Genomic DNA, 17,544 nt, shown 5'->3' with positions numbered 1-17,544 from the left:
CGGATTGCTTGCGAGTCTCTGCCGGTAGCGGGCCCTCAGGAGCCATGACCATGGTTCGACGGAGCACCCAAGACGCGTGTGCACCCCGGCCGCCGGGCGGACTAGCGCAACGAGCTCAGCCGTACGGATGAATCCAACGGCGCTCGCCGCCTTGGACTTTCCGTCGACGCGGGCCTCGAAACGCTATGCATCGGGCACGTCGCTCACTTTGACCGCCAAACGACCTCTACCTGGATCCGACCTGTGCGACCCGACGTGAGTTCCATCAGGCAGAGCTTCACCCTAGCCACCTTCCGTTGATGTATCAACTTCTTTCCTGTGCTCGGAAAGTGCGGCCTGGAGGAGCGTTACGAACGTACGGAAAAGTCCCAAAAGGGCCCGGTGGTAGTCGATGGGGAAGCCGATGGCACAAGCCTCGCGATCGTCGTCGAGCTGATGGCCGTCGATGACACGGGAATGTACCCACGATGCCAAGGGGATCAGGAGGAGTGGACCGTTCCGGGATCGGTGGAAGCTACAGACGCGGTGCCCGGGCACGCTTCGGTGAGCCCACCAACTACTGGAAGGCAGACGGGGCCATCTCCACCCTGATCGTCGGCCTGGTCCACCTGGCCAAGATGCGCCGGCCCGTCGAGTAGGACTATCGCGAACTGGACGCGGCATGGGCTTGGACCACTTCGATGACGGCACCTGGCGCGGCTGGCACCACCACGTCACTCTCGTCACCGACAGCACAGCTCTTCCTCACCCTGTTGGCGCTGCGACCCAAAGCTCTCTCAGGAGACAGGCTCAGCGACTGAGACGACCGACCAGCGCTCCGCGCTTCGAGCCGTGTCGCCGCAGTCCGCTACGTTGAGCCTGCCATTGCCTCCGCCCGCCCTGCCCCCGTCCACCGCCAGACACAGGTTGCTGGAGGCGGGACGGATCCACAGGACCTCGAAACGTGGCTCCAGTCACCAGCGTTGGTAGCCGAGTCCTTATCGTTGCAGCGGTTCTTCTGAGAGCTTGGCCTCGAGTGTGACGCTGCCGGGCGCGGCCACGTCACGTCCACGCAGAGAGCGTCCAGACGGTTCTTGATCACGAAAAGGCTCGCCCCAGGGGCGCCCTACGGGTCAATCGCCTTGAGATTCCAAAATTGACTGTCCCGGGTAGTGGGTCGACAGTCGACCGCCTCACCGGGTCGGCGGCTGCCCTCCCCCAAGTTTGGGAGATTGGCGCACTTGCCGGTCTCGACGCTCTTGACCTAACGGAGTCCTAGCAGGGCTTGCCGATCAATGAACGCAGACCTACGCCTCAATAGTGCCGAATTTGGCAATTGCTCGATATTGCGGGACCGCAGGTCTTTCGCTCGTAGCAGATTCCGTAGGTGCCGAACCGTAATCGGCGTGCTGGTTCTCCGCGAGCCCGAACTACCCGGCCTTTGGTCAAGGCCCGCCGTCACCGCGGCTGAACTCGCCGCCGCCCTCGCTGCTCCTGGGTCGTAGCACCTTACGCTGTACAGCCACGAAATCCGGAGCCTGCCGCCGATCAAGTCGGCGTGCACCTTCAGCCCGTGCGACTGGAAGTGGTCAGGCGTAAGCGATACGGGAATGTGGTTCTTCGCCCACGCGAAAGGCGGTGCAATGAGTCGGCTCAGATTCAGGGCATTCACCCGAAAATTGAACCACACCTCCGAGCGCGGGCTCCGTTGGATCACCGGAATCCGAGATCTCCAGAACATAGGGTGCGAAGGATCCGATCCAACCCACCGTTTGCAGCACGTTCTGTTCCGGCTGGCCCGCTACCCGCCCATGCCGGAGATCAGCACCGTTTCCGCGATGGCAGTCGCGACCAGCATGGGGTCGCGCGGGCGTCCTACGCCTCGATTCTGGACTGGCGGGCACTGCCGCTATCCGGCTCCGTTGCTCCTGAATTGATCAGCGGACTCCGGTTCGTCGTCCTCCCCTTACTCAGCAGTTAGGGCTTCCGCGTAGGGAAAGACGAGCGCCCCGGAAGAGGATTCCGGCGGCGACACCACGATTTGTCGCGAGCCTTTCCGGAACTGATCGACCTCATGACCGGAAATTCCCTGGAACTGAACCTGCAAAACCCGCGGCTCCGCCCACTCACCGTTCACGCCGAACCGGATATCGCCCATGACGGTCTGGAAGATTTCCTCCCGCGCGTACGCGGAGAGGCTCTTATCGTCGAATCCGCCGGTCGCCTCGATAGCTTGAGCGACTACCTGCATCTGGGCATACGCGAGCGGCACCATGTAATGCCCCAGGAGGTCAACGCCGGCTCTACCAGCACGTTCCTGGTAGGTGTTCAGCAGTTCCTGAACTCCCGGGAACATCATTTTTGGTACTGGCGCCCAGTACTCATAGTTCACGAAGCCGTTGAGCAACGGACCGAGTTCCTTCTTCACCGCATTGTTCTGCGGACCGATCATGGCACCGCCGACCATCTTCGGCCGGAAACTGTGCGACCGGAGGGCTCGGGCGAGGCCGATCGAGTCGGCAAGGTAGGAGCAGAGAAATAGGAGGTCGGCATCTGTTTCCGCGACGGCATCGATGACGGGCGCGAAGTCCTGAGTCGTCAGCGGGTAGGTGGTTTCGTGGACGACCTTGATGCGGTACTTCTCGGCATTCGCCTTGGCACCCAGAATAGGATTGCGGGAGAACTCGGCATCTGCGGAGACGAGCGCCACGGTCGTCGGCCGCGGATGCTGCTGTGCGGCAAGTTCGAAGAATCCCTCGGTGAGTGCGGCGTTCGGGTCCGGCCCGGTCGGGATCATGGCGAAGTAGTCCGGGTAGGCCAGCGCGTTGTTGACGCCGAGGCCCATGAGCCCGACGAAGAAGCGCTGCCGCTTCATGACCAACGGCATTGCCGACATGAGGGTGTTGGTGCCGTAACCACCGATGACGAGATCGACGTTGTCCTCGTCGAGCAGCCGCTTGTAAATCCCGGGAACCAGAGAGGCGTCTGCCTGATCGTCGTAGCAGACGAGTTCGACCGGACGGCCGAGCAGGCCGCCCCGGCGGTTGATGTCCTGCTGCCAGATCTCATGAGTGAGACGGGCCGACCGACTGTTGTCCGCAAGCGGACCGGTCAGCGACAGGCAGTAGCCGATACGGATCGGTGCCGGGGCGGCAGCCATGTCAGGCGTCGCTTCCGACCGGCGCGGGCGTTGCCAGCAGTTGCATTTCCCAGGCGAAGGCCACACCGGTGGCACCACCGTGCTCCAGCTGGACCTCGGCGGCGCCCGGAACGGTCTTCTCGCGGGCCCAGTCGCGCTGCCACTCGCCCAGCACGGCCATCCAGGTGATCGGCGTCACGCCCGCCTGGATCATGCGCTGCACGGCCATGTCGTGGGCTTCCTTCGAGGCGCCGCCCGAGGCGTCGGTGACGGCGAAGACCTCGAAGCCTTCACCCGCCGCCTGTATCGCCGGCATCGCGACACAGATCTCCGTCCAAAGACCGGCGATGATCAGCTTCTTGCGGCCGGTCGCCTTGACAGCATCGACAACACGTTGGTCTTCCCAGGTGTTGATGAACGTGCGGTTGATCGGCTTCTGGTCCGGGAATACGTCCTGCAGCCCCTTGATGAGGTAGCCGCCGCGCTCCTCCAGCACGGTCGTCAGGAGGGTCGGGACGTCGAACACCTTGGCAGCCTTGGCGAGGCCCACCACGTTGTTCACGATCATCGTGGGTTCGTGGCTGTGCAGGTTGGCGAACTGGAACGGCTGGTGGTCGATCAGGACGACAACGCTCTCCTCAGGCGTCAGCAGTGCCTGAAGTCCGGACTTGGCTTCTTTGCTCATGGGGTCCCTCTCTGCGGTATGTGGGATGCGCGCTCAGATGGCGGCAGGTGGATATGGCTTACCGTGTCCGCGCAGTCACCCTGGGACCTAACCGGCCAGCCAACAGTCCGATCGACGGGATTGCCCCGCAAGCCACCTCGGCTTTCAGAGACGGCCCACGAAAACACGCGACCAACGGCCCCAGCTGGGTGACGCGTCACCTAAATTAACGCAGGCAGCGGTTGACATGTCAACTAGATGCTGACCTATCTCCAGCCGCACACCCACCAGGCCAGCTCTCAGCGGTCTTGTCGTATCAGGTGGCGATGCCCCACCACTGCTTCAAACGGTTGAAGCAGGTTTCCACCACGTCGCATCGCTTGTAGATCTGACGGCATAAGGCCGACGGCCGGCCGCCGCGGATACCGCGCGGTGAGTGTCAGGGACGCGGGACGGGCGGCGGGGTGGGCCCGTCCGACGGCACGCGGGGGTTCGGGCTCGTCGGAATGCGGGAGCGGGCCCGCAGCGTGGGCGGCACACTGGACGCCGGTCCGGGGCCCGCCGAGGGCTTCGAGGTGACCGCCACACTGCCGCTGTCCCGGGAGGACGAGGTTCGATGACCATCCGTGTACTGCTGGCCGACGACCAGAACCTCGTACGGGCCTCCTTCGCGATGCTCGTCTCGTCGGCCAGGGACATGGAGGTCGTCGCCGAAGCGGGCACCGGGCGGGAGGCCGTTTCACTGGCCCGGTCGGCGCGGGCCGATCTCATCGCGATGGACATCCGCATGCCCGACCTCGACGGGACCGAGGCGACCCGGCATCGCCGCCGACGAGGATCTCGCGGGGGTGAAGGTGCTCGTCCTGACGACGTACGAGACCGACGAGTACATCGTCGAGAGCCTGCAGGCCGAGGCGTCCGGCTTCCTCGTGTAGGACATCAGGCCGGCCGAACTCTTGGACGCCATCCGGACGGTGGCCGCGGGGGATTCCCTCCTCTCGCCCGGTCCCACCTCGCGGCTGATCGCCCGTTTTCTTCGTACGCCGAACACCGGGACGACATCCGCGGTGGGCGGGCCGAGCGGGCTGCCCGAGCGGGACCGGCAGGTGCTCACGCTGGTCGCGCGCGGTCTCAACAACTCCGAGACCGCCGACGCGTTGGGACTCAGCCCGGTGACCGCGAAGACCCATGTCAGCCGGATCATGGGCAAGTTGGGGGCTCGGGACGGGGCACAACTGGTGATCGTGGCGTACGAGTCGGGGCTTGTGATACCTGGGACTGCCTGAGTTCGGGCCGCCTTCGGGTCGGGTTCAGGTTGCGTTCCGGGGGTCGGCTGTACGGTCCCTCAACTCCCCGTGATTACACAGGCATTGCTCTGTCCCTCGGTGCGGACTGGCCTGCGCGTTTCGCCTACGGCAGTGTCCGAAATCCTGAGCGGAAAGCGAAAGTGCCTTCCAAGCTGGGAAGATGACGGGGGTCAGCCACGCCGGATCCCGCTTGCTGGCCGATCTCTCCGATGTCACCATCCTGACCAGTGCATTCACGGACGCACTCCGCCCACTGAGACCGCATGGCACCGGGCACGATCCCGGCCGGATCGCGGTCGATCTCGCGATCATGCTCGCCGACTGCGGGGAGGCGATGCCCTTGTCTCCGTGGCCGAGCAGGCGTGACTCAGTCGCGTCGTCCTACGCCGTTCAGCAACGTGTCGACGATCCGTGTGGCCAGCGCATCCGGGTCCTGTGCGTCGGGGTCGCGGTCCGCGCCGGGTCCGTGCAGGGCTTCGCCGATGAGGGCGTAGTACACGCGCCGCGTCCACTCCAAGTCGGCGGCTGGATCGAGTAGTCCCTCGCGCTGCGCGCGGCGGAGGAATTCCAGGGACCGCGCGTTGAGGTCGGTCCAGACGTCGGTGGCGAGACCGGTCTCGGCCAAGGGGTTGCCGAGAGTGAATCTCCAGGCGCTCTTGATCCGCAGCGTGTTGGCAATGGCGCGGTGGAGCGCGACGAGCGGAGGAGCGGTGTCGAGGTGGGCATCCTCAATGGCCTCGGTGAGCTGCCGTTTGGCGGATACGGCCAGCGCCTCGATGAGGATCTGACGGTTCGCGAACCGTCGGTGAACTGTCGTTCTGGCCAGGCCCGCCGCGTCGGCGATCTGCTCCATGGACGCGCCGGGATTCTCGGCGAGCACTCTCTCGGCCGCTTCCAGAATCGCTCGCACACTGCGCTCGGCGTCGGCTCGCAGCGCTCGCCCCATGTCTCCCCCGCTCCCGTCGCCGACCTGTCTGCCAAACGATACGCCTCAGGTCCGGATACCCTTGAAACTAGAACACTACTGTTGCAGTTAGAGCCCAAATCGCTACACTGATGATGCAGCTAGATGGAGGCGGTAGCCGTGAGGGTGCCGCCCCATGAGGTCGGAGGTCCCGGGCCACCATGGGCGCCGTGACCGCGATCGAGCACTTCTAAGGGGTTCCTATGGCGACAAGGCGAGCGGTAGCGGTAGTGACTGGGGCATCCTCCGGCATTGGTAGGGCAACGGCCCTGGAGCTTGCCGCAGCGGGCTTCGACGTAGTCGGAACCAGCCGGAACACATCGAAGGTCGCCGCGCTCGACGGCATCACCTTCCTCGACCTTGACGTGACCAGCGACGCGTCGGTCACCGCCCTGATCCAGCAGGTCATCGACCGGTTCGGCCGCATCGACGTCCTGGTCAACAACGCCGGCATCGGCTCCACAGGTGCCGCCGAGGAAAGTTCCCTCGTCCAGGACCAGAACATCTTCGACATCAACGTGTTCGGCGTCATGCGCACGACGAAGGCCGTCCTGCCCCACATGCGCGCCCAGGGCCGGGGACGCATCATCAACACATCGTCGATCTACGGTTTCATCCCCCAGCCCTACATGGCCGTGTATGTCGCTTCCAAGCACGCGCTCGAGGGCTACTCCGAGTCCCTGGACCACGAAGTCCGTGAGCATGGCGTCCGAGTCCTACTTGTTGAGCCCGGCGCCACCAATACCGCGTTCGAGGGCAACATCGTGCAGCCCGACGCGCCACTGGCGGTCTACGCGCAGCAGCGCCGCATCGCTGACCAGCTTGTCGCGGACGCGGTCAAGGGCGGCGATGCCCCCGTCACCGTCGCCAAGGCGATCCTGGCAGCGGCCACCGACTCCACGCCGAAGCTTCGGTACACCGCCGGTCCGCTGGCCGGCCGGCTCAGCTTGCTGCGCCGCATCGTTCCCGCGCGAGCTTTTGACAGGCAGATCCGCAAGTTCAACAAGCTGGCCAGTTGATCTTCCAGCTCATGCGTGGTCGTCCCGCGCCCACCGCATGCGGACGCGCCCAAGTCGCCCGCAAGTCATGATCCGGCTCACAGCGACCGGCGTCAGGGCGCCGCCGCCTGTGCCGACAGCGGCGCCCTCACGCGGAGCCGGATGGCAGGGAGCGGGGATGAATCAGTGGATCAGTGGATCAGCAGTCAGGCCACCGGGCCGCCGGGCAGGCGACGTGCCCCGCGTCACATCATGGCAGGATGCCGAAGATCAGCTCAGAGCCATGCACGGAAGCGGGAACCACGGCTCACGGCTTCTGGTGGGCGTCGGGGGCTCAGCTCGCGAAGATTGATCGGGCCGCACTTCCCCAGCCGCCGTCGACACCGATGACCTGGCCGGTGACATAGCTGCCTGCCGGGGACACCAGGAAGTGGATCAGATTCGCGACTTCCTCAGCCTCACCCAGCCGTGCGAGCGGGACCGAGGTCAAGTACGCCTTGGTGATGCCCTCATCGCTGGTGATGGCTGCCGACATGTCCGAGCGGGTGACGGCGGGGCGTACCGCGTTGACCCGGACCGCGCGATGCCCCCACTCACTGGCCAGGGATCGGGTGGCGGCCTCGAGCGCGCCCTTGGAGGCGGCGTAGACCATGTTCTGCGGCGTGCCCCGCTCGGCCAGCGCTGAGGAGACGTTGACGATGGCGCCGCCGCCTCTCTCGGCGATGACCCGTGCGAAGCGGCCGGCCAGCAGGAGCGGAGCCCGAACATTCAAGGCGTGCACGCTGTCGATGTCCTGCTCGCTCACGTTGTCACTGGGCCCTCCAGCAGCGGCACCAGCGTTGTTGACCAGGACGTCGACGCCGCCGAGCTGGTCGACGACTTCGCGGACCAGCTGCTCAGCAGCCCCCGGCGCGGCCAGGTCAGTGGGAAGGACTGTCGACCGGCCCGGCAGGCTGGTGGCGTGTCGATCGAGGGTGGGCTTGTCACGCCCGACCAGAACGACATGGGCGCCGCTCATGGACAAGGCCAGGCTGACGGCCGCCCCGATGCCCCGACCGCCGCCGGTTACCACCGCGATGGCGTCTTCCAGTCCGGTCGCGGTCTGTGTGGTGGTCATGCGAATCTCCAGTGGGTTCGATTTTCAGACTTACTAGCGCAGTGTTGCATGGTCGGTCTGAAAATCAAACCGACTACGCTTGTGGTCTGGATCGACGAGGAGAAGGAGGTGGTGGTGGTGATGGCAGACTTCGACACGTTCGCCGCTGATGGAACCCGTATCTGCTCGATAGCCGACGCCCTGGACCTGGTCGGCGACCGCTGGTCCCTGCTGGTGGTACGGGAGATTGGCTTCGATGTGCGCCGGTTCGACCAGATTCGGACCAGGACAGGGGCCCCACGTCAGATGCTGGCCGCCCGCCTGCGCAAGCTCGAGGAGGTCGGCGTCGTTCAGCGCCGCAAATACCAGGATCGTCCTGAGCGCTACGAGTACGTCCTGACCGGGGCCGGCCGCGCCTTGCTCCCGGTTCTCGCCGAGCTGCGCCAGTGGGGGCAGCGGCATGCGCCGTCACGCCCAGCCGGCCGAACCAACAGCGTCGAAGGCGGCGATGCGCCGGCGAGCTAGTCCGGACACGGGTTCGGCAGCCGATGACGGCCAAAACCGCGGGAGGCGCTCAACCACACCTGCAGGCCACCACCCCGCTTAAGAGCTTCTGGCCCTTGATCGGTTGCAGCCTCAGCCACTCCCCCGACGACGGTTCCTGCCGCGAGTCCGTGCGGCTGGGCCGGGAAAGCATCCCGGGATACTGAGGGTGGTGTTCAGCGGGTCACAGCGTTCCTGTCGGTCAGTTCTGCTGCCCCGGTGACTGTCCTATTTCGGTCGCAGCGTTGTTCCGCAGAAGTTCGGCCACTACGGAAACACCGTCGCGGTCCCCCAGTCCAGCGGCCATCGCTTGGTCGATGAGCCTGCGGTTCGCCTCCAGTTGGGCCATGGGCGCTCCCACCGATGACGCCAGGGCGTCGATCAGTGTCAGGTCCTTCGCAACTAGAGAAAGCGTCATATGGATGGCCGCTTCGCGTGGTCGTACGAAGTTGTCACGGTTGTACAGCACGAAGGGGGCTGCGGCTGGGCTCTGGGTGAAGGCGTCGTAGGCGGCGGCCCGGTCGATGCCCGCGCGCTCAGCCAGGACGACTGATTCGGCCAGTGCTGTCGCCAGCGATTGAAGCAGCGAATTGATCACCAGCTTCATGACATTGCCGTTGCCCGGCTCCCCGAAGTGGAGGATGCGCGTGGCCAGTACGTCCAGGACGGGACGTACCCGGTCAAGTGCTTCCTTGGGGCCGCCGACCAGGAAGGTGAGTTCACCGCGATCGGCCAGTTCGACGGAACCAGACATCGGCGCGTCAAGGAGTACGGCGCCGCGTTCGCGTACCCGCGGCGCGAGGGCTCTGGCCGTCTGCGGGGCGATGGTGCTGGTCTCCAGCACGGTTGTTCCCGGAAGTACCCCCGCGAGGATGCCGTCGGGCCCGTCGTAGACCTCGCCCACCGCGACGTCGTCGGCCAGACAGACGATGACGATGTCGGCACGGGAGGCCGCCTCGCGCGGGGAACCGACCGCGAAGGCGCCCGTCTCCGCTGCGATATCGAGGGCGTGAGCCTGGGTACGGTTGGTCACGGTGACGCTGTGCCCTGCCCTGCGCAGGCGGACGACCATGGGGCGGCTGATGCGGCCGACGCCGATCACGGCCAACGTGGGCAGGGCGTCGGTCATGCGTAGCCGCCGTTGAGGTCGAGGTTCACGCCGTTCGCGGCCGGGTTCTCCAGCAGGAACAGGCAGCCCTCGACGATGTCCCGCATCGTGGGGACGACACCGGTCAGGATCCGAGTACGTGCTGCCTCCACGACTCGCTCGTTGCCGGCCCAGTACGGGCTGTCGCCGACCATGCCGGGGTGGATGGCATTGACGCGGACCGGCGCCAGCTCCTTGCTCAGCGTCGCCACCAGACCTGTCATAGCCGCGTTCACGGTGGAGACGGTGGTGGAGCCGGGGTAGGGCACATCCTTGGCCAGGCCGCCGAACAGCAGCACCGAGCCATGGGGAGCGATACGGGACTGCAGGGCGTGGACGGTCGCGGTGTAGCCGACGATCTTGACGAGCGCCAACTCCGTTGCCCGGGCGATGTCATAGCCGGCGATCGTGTTGGTGTCGCGCTGAATGCCGGTGAGGACGACCGAGTCGACTTGGTCGATGCCGCTCAACGCCTCCTTGAGGACCTCGGGCTTGGAGAGATCGACCGCGATGCCCCGCACGTGGGCAGTGTCCGCCTCGGTGTTGAGTTCGGCGGCTACCGTCTCGGCACGTATACCGTCGCGGCCGGCGATGACCACCGAGGCGCCCCGGCGGGCATAGGCTGCCGCGAGTTCGCGGCCGATTCCCGACGTACCTCCGACGATTAAGACCTGCTTGCTCATGACCTTCCCTTCGTCAGGCGGTGCAATTCTCCGTCGGCGACAGCCTGACGCGGAAGGCATATCGAGTCCAACGAAAAACATTGACAGGTGTTATCGATGAAACCGATAATTGCCGAGTGGAAATACGGCAGTTGCGCTATTTCATCACGGTGGCGGAAGAACTCAGCTTCACCCGCGCTGCGGCCCGCCTTTTCGCAGCTCAGTCGACCGTGTCGGCAGCTGTCCGCGCCTTGGAGGAGGAGCTCCAGGTGTCGCTCTTCGACCGGTCGACCAGGACCGTGGCCCTGTCCGCGGCGGGCGGGGTGTTTCTGCCCGAGGCCAAGTCGGTCGTGTCGGCCGCGGAGCGAGCGAGGGAAGTGGTCGGCGAAGCGTCGAAAACCCTGCAAGGCAGCTTGCGCATCGGCACCATGACCGGCCTCACCGCGCTGGACCTGCCGCGCCTGGTGGGCGCCTTCCGTCAACGTCACCCGCTGGTGGACATACAGGTCCAGGTCTCCGGATCCGGGTCGGGCGCAATCGCCGAGGACTTACGCCGTGGCCGACTCGACGTCGGTGTCATGGCGCTGGCCGCCACCGAGGCGCACGACCTCGACCTGCGGCAGTTCGCGACCATCCCTTTCGTGGTGATCCTGCCGTCCGAACATCCACTGACGCAGCGCGAACACGTCACGCTCAAGGATCTTTCGCAGGAGAATCTAGTTTCGGAGGCGAGCGGCTTCGGCTCACGGGCCGCCATGGACCGGGCCTTTGGTGAACTGGGCATCAAGCGCCGCGTGTCCGTCGAGATCACGGATATCGCCTCGGCCGCGCCGTACGTGCGCGCCATCGGCGGCGCAGCCGTCGTACCCCGTTACGAGCTGATGGGTGCGGCCGGAGTGGTCATCAAGCCGCTGTCCGGTCCCGTACCCTCGCTCGTCCTGTCGTTCGCGGTCCGCTCGGGACGTGAACCAAGCCCTGCTGTCGCCGCCTTGCTGAATCTCAGCCCCAACTACACGCGCGACAACGGGATGTTCTGAACAGTGGGAGCGAATGCCGGTCTCGCACGCCTCGACATCGCCGGACCACTCCACCACATGGCACGGGCCGACAATCCGGGGAGGGGTGTCTCGTGCCAGGACAAATACGGGCACGGCGGAAATGAGTGTCCCGCGCAGGCGGGGCGCCGCCCTCTGCCCGGCGGGAAGGTCGTCGGAGACGGCGCGCACCCACGGCCGTACCCCCGTGCTCCGCGCGGACCGGGAACGGGAACGGGGTCAGAACGTGTCGGCGGAGTTGAACTTGGCCTTCTGGGTGACGCAGTCCTTCACGCAGACAAGCTCGCGCACCGTGGCGAACCCCGGCCTGGTGATGCTGTTGTCACCGGGCGGCCTCCCAGGCCGCCCACAGTCCGGCGTACACACCACCGGCATCCACCAGCTCTCCGTGGGTGCCGGTCTCGATGATCCGGCCGCGCTCCATCACCATGATCCGGTCGCAGGTTGCCGCTTGGGAGAGACGGTGCGCGACTACGACTGCGGTGCGCCCGGCGAGGACGGCATCAGCAGCGCGGTCGAGCTGTCCGGCGTAGGTGGAGCCGGCCTCGGCGGTCGCTTCGTCGAGAATCACCAGATCGGCGTCGGTGAGCAGCAGGCGGGTCAGGGCGAGTTGCTGCGCCTGTGCGTCGGTGAGCGGGTGTCCGCCGACACCCAGCAGGGTGTCCAACCGGTCGGGGAAAACATCGAGGATCGATGCGGCGCCGGTGGCTTCCAGCGCTGTATGGAGGAGACCACGCCGCTCAGGTTGAGACCAAGTCGCGCCGGGGGTGGCCCGGGCGCAGGCGTGGCGTCTCAGCTGTCCGCCCATCCCTGGACCACCGTCGTTACCGGCGCCTCGGTCCGCGCCGACTCCTCGCAGGCCAACGCCAGCAGATGGTCCTGGCACCCCTGGGCCAGCGGATACGGTTCCGGTCCGGTGTCCCTTACCCAAGCGCCTGTTCGAAACAGCAGGTCCACAACAGCCAGATCGTCCTCGGACAGGTTCAGTCCCACATAGTCGTTGCGCCATACCACTCGCCCGTCGAAGGAGATGTGGTGCACCTCGAACCCCTCAAGATTCAGGTCGGTGCCGGTGCGGCGGCGCATCAGCGTGGACTCCACAGGCGTACGCGGATCGACCATCCGTACCACCGTGTCGTCCACGATCTCACCGAGGGACCCGCGCACCACGATCCGGCGGGCGCGCAACGGATTCCACCACTGGTTGTCCGTGAAATCGTAGACGGCCGTACGGGCCCGGCCGAAGTCCAGCAGAGCAAGGGTGGTGACGGCGTCCTTCGGTGTCAGGTCGTCCGTCCAGCCGCTGGGCGTCAGCGGGTCGGCGAGAGGGGCCGTGAAAGCCCGGGCCGTGACCGTCGCGGGTTCGAAACCGACGCCCAGTGTGTGCCGGATCAACGACATCGCGTGGTACATGTGGGTCGAGGAAACCTGTAGAGAGGTGACCTCGCCGATCACCCCCTCTTCCAAGAGAGCAAGTCGAGCAGCGTGTCCGGGCATCCGCGTGTACTGCTCCGCGACCTGGACAAGAGCGCCTCCTCCTGAGCGCGTCGCGGATCCCACGTCGGCCCACAGTTGCTGAAGCCCTCGGACGTCGGGGGCGGGCGGTGTCTCGGCGAGGACCGGCATGTCGCGCTCGACGAGTTCCCGCACAACTTGCGGCGTGACCTCCCACGGTACCGACGCGATGACGAACTCCGGTGCGCCGTCGCACAGTTCGGCGACTGTCTGGAAAGCAGGCACACCCCACTCCGCTTCCAGTCGGGCAGCGCGTTCAGCGGAGCGGGACACCACGCCGGCCACCGCCAGCCGATCAGGCATCGCCCTCGCCAACCGAACGAAGAACTCGGCTCGCCAGCCAGTTCCCACGATGCCGAACCGTATGGGTGCTCTGGTCACTGCCTGCTCCTCCCGCATCCGGGCAGCGAGTCTAGCTTTCGCGTGGACCACGTCCGCGGCCGCGTCTGCAACATACTCGAACCCGCGGTACGGCCAGCCGTCGAAGTGGGTTTCCCAGATCAACGCGCACTTCGAGTGCCACATCCACTCGCGCCGGGAGTACATCAACTCCTACAAGGACGGCTCCTTCAGGACCTCCTCATCGCCGCTGACCGGGTCTGACCTTCTGCCGCCCGGGAGGGCCCGTCCCAGTCCTCGTTGAGGAAGGCGTGGCCGTGCTCCACGCGCAACCATGTGGGGTGTCATGCCGTGTTGAAGCGCCACTGCTGGCAGGTGTTGTTCAGCCACGTCCACTGGCGGACGTCCGCGCCGTCGGCAGTGGAGCAGTCGGCGACGTCCGCCACTTTTCCGGTGGCCTGGTTGACCACCTGCACATAGCCCCCGCTCGTGACCGGGAACCGGAACCGCTGGCAGGTGTTGTCGAGCCACGACCACTGGCGCAGATCGGCGCCGTCGGCGGTGGAGCAGTCGGCGGTGTCCAGTACCTTGCCGGACGCCACGTTCACCAGTCGGCTCGTGTCGTCGCCCCGGTCCTCAACCCGCCACTTCTGGTTGTTCCCTCCGTTGCAGGTGTACTGCTGGACGTTGGCGCCGTCCGCCGTCGAACTCACGGCCACCTCAAGGCATTTGCCGCTGTTGCGGTTGGTGAGCGTGTACGTGGTCGACGTGCTCGAAGGTTCCCCCGACGGCCCGGCCATGCTCGCCCCGAGCGCGACCGGCGTACCGAGGCTCGGTGACCCGTCGGAGTTCCACGTGAACTTCTGCGCCCGCGTGGTGCGCCCGTTGTCGCAGCCGTCGCTCGCGCTGTCGTTGGCGTGGTAGACGATCCAGCTCTCGGTCCCGTCGGGTGAGCTGAAGAAGCCGTTGTGCCCGGGCCCGTACACCCCTGCGCTGTCGTTGCGCTGGAAGACCGGCGTGGACTTCTTCGTCCAGGAGGACGCGGAGAGCGGGTTGGTGCCGGTCAGCGTCAGCTGCCCGAGTTTGTAGTCGGGCGTCCAGCACCCGCTCGCGGAGTAGATGATCCGGGTGACGCCGCCGCGTTGCAGTACTTCGGGTCCCTCGTTCACTGTGCCGCCCGACCTCTCCCAGGCGTACGTCGGCGTGGAGATCGTCGAGAAGGACCCTTGGAGCGTGTAGGGGTTGGACATGGGCGCGATGACGAGGTTCTGGGTGCCGCCGCTCGCGCTGCCCAGCAGATACAACTGCCCGTTCACATTGAGCACGCTCGGATCCAGCATCCAGGCGCTGTTGAGCTGGTTCTTGTACGTGTACGGGCTCATCGGGTCGGAGCCGGAGCTCTCCAGGACGTGGGTGCGCTGGGTCGGGTTGTAGTCGGCGACGTTCTGTCCGGCCACGAAGTACAGATACCACTTACCGCCGGAGTAGAAGAGTTCCGGCGCCCAGATGTTGCAGCAACGCGAGGCCGCGTCACCCTTCCACACCTGCACGCTGGGCGCGGTCGACAGTCCAGCCAGAGTAGGTGACTTGCGCATGGTGATGACGTCGGTCCAACTCGTCGACACCAGGTAGTAGTTGCCGTCGTAGTAGGTGATCCAGGGGTCGGCACCCTTCACCGACTTGACGGGGTTGGCGAAGGTGGCCGCGCTCGCCGGCGACTGCCCGAGCGAGAGGGCGAGCAGCAGCGCGGCGAACAGGGTCAGTAGGCGACGGGCCATCCGGTGCTCCAGTTCAGGAGGTTGATACCGAGCTTCGGAGTGCCGTTGTCCTGACCGTCGTAGTAGTGGTAGACGATCAGGTCGCCGTCCGAGTCCGCCATGATCGACTGGCCGCCGGGGCCGATGTAGCGGCCGTGCGACTCCAGCACGGGCGTACCGCCGTTGTTCGTCATGGCGACGCCGTTCTTGTCGTAGTACGGCCCGGTGACGCTGGTGGCCCGGCCGACCTTGACCTTGTAGGTCGAGCTGGTGCCGGCGCAGCAGGTGTCGTACGAGGCGAACAGGTAGTAGTAGCCGTTCCGTTTGACGATGGACGGCGCCTCGACGGCCTTGGTACCGGTCGGGCGGGACGCGATGGAGTATCGCGTGGTGTTCGTCGAGAGCTGCTTGCCGGTCGAGGGGTTGATCTGGATCATCTTGAGCCCGGTCCACCAACTGCCGAAGGAAAGCCACCACTTGCCGTCGCTGTCGACGAAGAGATTCGGGTCGATGGCGTTGTAGTCGCTGGAGGCGGTGGACGTGTAGACCGTCCCGTAGTCGCTCCAGGAGCCCGGCAGCCCGGTGGTCGAGGCGGCCAGTCCGATGGCCGACTTGTTCGAGCCGAAGGTCGAGACGGCGTAGTACATCAGGTACTTGCCGCCCTGGTAGGAGATGTCGGGCGCCCACGCCTCGGTCGCGTACGCCGACCACCAGCTCGGCCTGGTGCCGAACGCGTCGGAGCCCGCGCTGAAGGCGATCCGGTTGCTGGAGGTCTTGTAGCCGAGTCCGCCGCCGGTGGCGTACAGCAGGTACTGGCCTGACGAGGTACGGATCATCGTCGGATCATGGACGACGGTCGAGCCCGTGACGGTGCCCGGGTTCGGGTACGCGGAGGCGCTGGTGGGGACGAGGGCGAGCAGGATCGCCGCGGGGAGGGCGAGCAGTGCCGTCCTGCGGCGAGCGCCACTGCGAGCGATGCTGCGGGTGATCCTGCTGGAGGTGCGGCTCACGCGGGTCCTCCTACGAATAGAGTGCGAGGGGGGAGCTGTGCGAGACAGCTCGTTCGAAATCACGGACATTGGTCATGACTTCGAACGGGAACGTAGAATCGAACCCCTTGCGCGTCAACGGTTCACGCAGCACCTCGCACCCCGGTGGGCGCCGAAAGTTTTTCGACAGTTTCTCGACGGTCCGGCTGTCCCACAACGGACTTGACGCGCCATCACTTCGCCCGACATGGAGCGGACGTCGGCACGCAGGGCTGCGATTCCAGGACCTCCCGACGTTCGGTGATCCGACACTGTGCACCGAAGGGCTGCGCTCCGGTGGGCCCGCCCGCCCGGGCACAAGGGTGCCGACAAGCCCATGTCCGGGAGAGCGGGCCCGGGGTGGCGCGCATTAACGGATTCGGCCGCGCCGCAACTGGGCAGTGGACTCCCTGAATGTCATGAGCACGACTGTCATGAGTGCGAACTCCCTTCCCCCACAAGGAGGTCGATCATGTACGTCCGTAAGCTGTCCGGCGGCCTGGCCGCTGCCTGCCTGATGTCGTTGGCCCTGTCCGGCGGACACGCCGCGGCGGCATCCCACGCGACAAGCGCCCCCGCAGCCGCGGCCGCCCGTGTCCTGATCTACGACGCCAGCGGATCCGCGGAGTTCCGGAGTGCCGTCGACCGAGGCGCCGCGATCTGGAACGAGAGCGTCGACGCCGTCGAGCTGCGTCCCGTCGCCTCCGGGCAACGAGCGACCATACGGGTCCTCGCGGACAACGGCTGGCCACGGGCGCTACCCACCGCGCTGGGCAGCGGCACCGTCTACATCGGGCGCCAAGCCGTCGACCAGGGCTACAACACGGTCCGCATCTCCGCACACGAACTCGGGCACATCCTCGGACTGCCGGATCGTAAGCCAGGGCCGTGCTCAAGTCTGATGTCCGGTTCCAGCGCGGGCACCGCGTGCACGAACCCGTACCCGAACTCGGCGGAGAAGGCAGAGGTCGAGAGGAACTTCGGCGCAGCCCTCGCAGGTCAGGCCCCGGCGGTACGCACCGGGGTGATCGTGGACTGACGCGCGCCACGCCGCGGACGCCCGATGGCGGTTCGAGGCAGCGCGTCCGCCTTCGAACCGCCGGACATCCGGCCTCCGACCAAACCTCGATCTCGTCGGGACCGTCGCCTCGCCGGCCTTGGATCGCACCGCCCGGGCGCCGGTGGCCCGCGCTCGAACGTGTCTCGGCCCACGCAGCCCAGCGGACCCGTTCCGAGGCGGCGCGGAGGCGTGGGGGGCGGGGTGGGTACCCGTGGAACCGTGGGGCGCCGCCCCGCCACCCCCCCCCCCAGACCGGGCGGCGGGGCGAGGAGGGCCACCGGGCCGGAGAGC

The 17,544-nt window shown here is 66.3% G+C and carries 15 protein-coding genes and 4 pseudogenes; 9 read left to right on the top strand and 10 right to left on the bottom strand.

Annotation, left to right across the window (positions count from 1 at the left end):
* Nucleotides 1-488: 488 nt before the first annotated feature.
* Complete coding sequence (locus ACIP79_RS19235) at nt 489-638, top strand: hypothetical protein (RefSeq protein WP_401224734.1); 150 nt, start codon at nt 489-491, stop codon at nt 636-638.
* A 1,307-nt stretch (nt 639-1,945) separates the two neighbouring features.
* Here the strand turns inward: ACIP79_RS19235 and ACIP79_RS19230 are convergent.
* Both ACIP79_RS19230 and ACIP79_RS19225 read right to left on the bottom strand, forming a co-directional pair.
* Nucleotides 1,946-3,139, bottom strand: a complete 1,194-nt coding sequence (locus tag ACIP79_RS19230; RefSeq protein WP_401224732.1) for an amino acid ABC transporter substrate-binding protein — start codon at nt 3,137-3,139, stop codon at nt 1,946-1,948.
* 1 nt (nt 3,140) lies between these two features.
* On the bottom strand, nt 3,141-3,803 hold the full coding sequence (locus ACIP79_RS19225; protein WP_401224731.1) for a hydrolase: 663 nt from the start codon (nt 3,801-3,803) through the stop codon (nt 3,141-3,143).
* Between the two features lie 431 nt (nt 3,804-4,234).
* Here ACIP79_RS19225 and ACIP79_RS19220 point away from each other — a divergent pair.
* The 3 pseudogenes from ACIP79_RS19220 to ACIP79_RS19210 form a co-directional block, all read left to right on the top strand.
* Nucleotides 4,235-4,402, top strand: a pseudogene (locus ACIP79_RS19220) (sensor histidine kinase); the annotation flags it as partial.
* A pseudogene (locus ACIP79_RS19215) lies at nt 4,399-5,068 on the top strand (response regulator). The pseudogenes ACIP79_RS19220 and ACIP79_RS19215, both read left to right, overlap by 4 nt.
* A 190-nt stretch (nt 5,069-5,258) precedes the next feature.
* Nucleotides 5,259-5,426: pseudogene (locus ACIP79_RS19210) on the top strand (IS1380 family transposase); the annotation flags it as partial.
* 30 nt (nt 5,427-5,456) lie between these two features.
* Here the strand turns inward: ACIP79_RS19210 and ACIP79_RS19205 are convergent.
* Nucleotides 5,457-6,035, bottom strand: coding sequence for a TetR/AcrR family transcriptional regulator (locus ACIP79_RS19205; protein WP_401224728.1), 579 nt, complete (start codon nt 6,033-6,035; stop codon nt 5,457-5,459).
* Nucleotides 6,036-6,256: 221 nt separating this feature from the next.
* On the opposite strand from ACIP79_RS19205, the gene ACIP79_RS19200 reads away from it, so the two are divergent.
* Nucleotides 6,257-7,072, top strand: a complete 816-nt coding sequence (locus ACIP79_RS19200) for an oxidoreductase (protein WP_401224727.1) — start codon at nt 6,257-6,259, stop codon at nt 7,070-7,072.
* Nucleotides 7,073-7,385: 313 nt separating this feature from the next.
* Here ACIP79_RS19200 and ACIP79_RS19195 read toward each other — a convergent pair whose 3' ends face one another.
* Complete coding sequence (locus ACIP79_RS19195; RefSeq protein WP_401224725.1) at nt 7,386-8,168, bottom strand: SDR family NAD(P)-dependent oxidoreductase; 783 nt, start codon at nt 8,166-8,168, stop codon at nt 7,386-7,388.
* Between the two features lie 48 nt (nt 8,169-8,216).
* Here ACIP79_RS19195 and ACIP79_RS19190 point away from each other — a divergent pair, with 48 nt between their 5' ends.
* Nucleotides 8,217-8,672 (top strand): winged helix-turn-helix transcriptional regulator, encoded by a 456-nt coding sequence (locus ACIP79_RS19190; protein WP_401224723.1) that lies wholly within the window; start codon nt 8,217-8,219, stop codon nt 8,670-8,672.
* A gap of 220 nt (nt 8,673-8,892) precedes the next feature.
* Here the strand turns inward: ACIP79_RS19190 and ACIP79_RS19185 are convergent, their stop codons facing one another.
* Nucleotides 8,893-9,819 carry an NAD(P)-dependent oxidoreductase gene (locus ACIP79_RS19185; RefSeq protein WP_401224720.1) on the bottom strand — a complete coding sequence of 309 codons (927 nt, stop codon included), beginning with the start codon at nt 9,817-9,819 and terminating at the stop codon, nt 8,893-8,895.
* Nucleotides 9,816-10,520: an SDR family NAD(P)-dependent oxidoreductase gene (locus ACIP79_RS19180; protein ID WP_401224717.1), complete on the bottom strand. Its 705-nt coding sequence runs from the start codon at nt 10,518-10,520 to the stop codon at nt 9,816-9,818. The genes ACIP79_RS19185 and ACIP79_RS19180 overlap by 4 nt, the downstream gene beginning before the upstream one ends.
* Nucleotides 10,521-10,636: 116 nt before the next feature.
* Between ACIP79_RS19180 and ACIP79_RS19175 the strand changes: the two genes are divergently transcribed.
* The gene (locus tag ACIP79_RS19175) at nt 10,637-11,536 is read left to right on the top strand and encodes a LysR family transcriptional regulator (RefSeq protein WP_401224715.1); all 900 of its coding nucleotides are present in this window, start codon (nt 10,637-10,639) and stop codon (nt 11,534-11,536) included.
* Between the two features lie 340 nt (nt 11,537-11,876).
* Here the strand turns inward: ACIP79_RS19175 and ACIP79_RS19170 are convergent, their stop codons facing one another.
* On the bottom strand, nt 11,877-12,221 hold the full coding sequence (locus tag ACIP79_RS19170) for a hypothetical protein (RefSeq protein ID WP_401224712.1): 345 nt from the start codon (nt 12,219-12,221) through the stop codon (nt 11,877-11,879).
* A 125-nt stretch (nt 12,222-12,346) separates the two neighbouring features.
* Complete coding sequence (locus ACIP79_RS19165; RefSeq protein ID WP_401224710.1) at nt 12,347-13,468, bottom strand: Gfo/Idh/MocA family protein; 1,122 nt, start codon at nt 13,466-13,468, stop codon at nt 12,347-12,349.
* A gap of 61 nt (nt 13,469-13,529) precedes the next feature.
* On the opposite strand from ACIP79_RS19165, the pseudogene ACIP79_RS19160 reads away from it, so the two are divergent.
* Nucleotides 13,530-13,682, top strand: a pseudogene (locus ACIP79_RS19160) (SAM-dependent methyltransferase); the annotation flags it as partial.
* 70 nt (nt 13,683-13,752) lie between these two features.
* Here ACIP79_RS19160 and ACIP79_RS19155 read toward each other — a convergent pair.
* Both ACIP79_RS19155 and ACIP79_RS19150 read right to left on the bottom strand, forming a co-directional pair.
* Entirely contained in the window at nt 13,753-15,186 is a 1,434-nt protein-coding gene (locus tag ACIP79_RS19155) for a family 43 glycosylhydrolase (protein WP_401224708.1), read from the bottom strand.
* On the bottom strand, nt 15,168-16,175 hold the full coding sequence (locus ACIP79_RS19150) for an arabinan endo-1,5-alpha-L-arabinosidase (protein WP_401224705.1): 1,008 nt from the start codon (nt 16,173-16,175) through the stop codon (nt 15,168-15,170). Before ACIP79_RS19150 ends, ACIP79_RS19155 begins: the two co-directional genes overlap by 19 nt.
* Nucleotides 16,176-16,665: 490 nt before the next feature.
* Here ACIP79_RS19150 and ACIP79_RS19145 point away from each other — a divergent pair, with 490 nt between their 5' ends.
* The gene (locus ACIP79_RS19145) at nt 16,666-17,232 is read left to right on the top strand and encodes a snapalysin family zinc-dependent metalloprotease (protein ID WP_401224702.1); all 567 of its coding nucleotides are present in this window, start codon (nt 16,666-16,668) and stop codon (nt 17,230-17,232) included.
* Nucleotides 17,233-17,544 lie beyond the last annotated feature (312 nt).

This window comes from Streptomyces sp. NPDC088747 (assembly GCF_044751025.1).
Taxonomy (GTDB): Bacteria; Actinomycetota; Actinomycetes; order Streptomycetales; family Streptomycetaceae; genus Streptomyces.
The sequence above is the reverse complement of the archived record's forward strand: the minus strand, read 5'-3'. Positions and strand labels throughout refer to the sequence as shown.

Coding starts and splice junctions, on each gene's coding strand:
- ACIP79_RS19200 (WP_401224727.1), top strand. CDS start 6,257: ATGGCGACAAGGCGAGCGGTAGCGGTAGTGACTGGGGCATCCTCCGGC.
- ACIP79_RS19145 (WP_401224702.1), top strand. CDS start 16,666: ATGTACGTCCGTAAGCTGTCCGGCGGCCTGGCCGCTGCCTGCCTGATG.
- ACIP79_RS19230 (WP_401224732.1), bottom strand. CDS start 3,139: ATGGCTGCCGCCCCGGCACCGATCCGTATCGGCTACTGCCTGTCGCTG.
- ACIP79_RS19225 (WP_401224731.1), bottom strand. CDS start 3,803: ATGAGCAAAGAAGCCAAGTCCGGACTTCAGGCACTGCTGACGCCTGAG.
- ACIP79_RS19195 (WP_401224725.1), bottom strand. CDS start 8,168: ATGACCACCACACAGACCGCGACCGGACTGGAAGACGCCATCGCGGTG.
- ACIP79_RS19205 (WP_401224728.1), bottom strand. CDS start 6,035: ATGGGGCGAGCGCTGCGAGCCGACGCCGAGCGCAGTGTGCGAGCGATT.
- ACIP79_RS19190 (WP_401224723.1), top strand. CDS start 8,217: ATGGTCGGTCTGAAAATCAAACCGACTACGCTTGTGGTCTGGATCGAC.
- ACIP79_RS19185 (WP_401224720.1), bottom strand. CDS start 9,819: ATGACCGACGCCCTGCCCACGTTGGCCGTGATCGGCGTCGGCCGCATC.
- ACIP79_RS19165 (WP_401224710.1), bottom strand. CDS start 13,468: ATGCGGGAGGAGCAGGCAGTGACCAGAGCACCCATACGGTTCGGCATC.
- ACIP79_RS19180 (WP_401224717.1), bottom strand. CDS start 10,520: ATGAGCAAGCAGGTCTTAATCGTCGGAGGTACGTCGGGAATCGGCCGC.
- ACIP79_RS19155 (WP_401224708.1), bottom strand. CDS start 15,186: ATGGCCCGTCGCCTACTGACCCTGTTCGCCGCGCTGCTGCTCGCCCTC.